Annotated in this window: 1 protein-coding gene; it reads right to left on the bottom strand. The window is 39.2% G+C overall.

Going from position 1 to position 1,069, the window contains the following annotated elements:
* Positions 1–26: 26 nt before the first annotated feature.
* Positions 27–1,069 (bottom strand): ATP-binding protein (locus CXF58_RS01165; protein WP_102076317.1); only part of this gene is annotated, 1,043 nt, incomplete at its 5' end.

Genomic DNA, 1,069 nt, shown 5'->3' on the forward strand with positions numbered 1-1,069 from the left:
GTTCATAGACAGTATGAAGGTATTTACTACCTGGCAATCAACAACTTTACAGCAACCTCAAAAAGACACTCATCTTTGATAGTAATACTAACTTTGCCATTATGAGCATTGGCGATAGCTTGCACAATAGATAAGCCTAAGCCTGTTCCTGAATGCATCGTATTCGTTTTATCATGACGATAGAATCGCTCAAACAGTTTATCGGCTTCAATCTGATTTAATGGTTTGTCTAGACGGTTGGTCATAGTTATTCTTAACCAGAGCTGCTCTGGGGATTGAATATCGTCTTTTGGCGCATTAAGCGAGGTGCTTGAAGTGAGGACAGTAGCGGATATCATAATAGTGCTATTACTAGCCGCATAATAAATCGCATTTGACATCAGGTTGGCAAACAGCCGTTGCAATAAGCCTTTATCACCTAGTACTGTTTTAAAATCACCCGATTTTTCAAAGATTATCTCACGATCCTCAGCAATCATCTCATAATAATCTATAAGCTTTGTGATCAAGCTCTCTATATCGACATGACTGATTTGCGAATCACTCAGCTCTTTTTGAGTTTTTGCCAGTAATAACATATCGTTAATCATGGCGGATAACTGCTTTAACGTATCATGCTGATGATGCAATTGCTCAATGTATTCGTCGCTTTCTCTTGGCTTAGTTAACATGACTTGCGTTTGCGTACTCAGCGTCGCTATTGGCGTACGTAGCTCATGGGCGATATTGTCTGAAAACCGTGATAATGATTCAAAGTTACTTTCAAGCTTGACCATCATAGAATTATAAGACTCCGTTAGTGGACGTAATTCTAACGGCATATCGCCAACCACAATTCTTTCATCTAACCTTTGAAGATTAATGCCTTTCATCTTTTGTACGATAGTAGCTAGGGGAGCAAAACCCCAGTGTACACTTAGTGCTGCTACTGAAACCAATAATAAGGTAATGGCGATAAGTATCAAGCTCAGCTGGCGATTAAACTGGATAAGATATTGATGATGCACATCGATAGGTAGAGCAATAAATGCCAAAACCTCTTGATGTGTAATGATAATGGCTCGGTAAT

This window comes from Psychrobacter sp. Sarcosine-02u-2, assembly GCF_002836335.1.
In the GTDB taxonomy this organism is placed as follows: Bacteria; Pseudomonadota; Gammaproteobacteria; order Pseudomonadales; family Moraxellaceae; genus Psychrobacter; species Psychrobacter faecalis.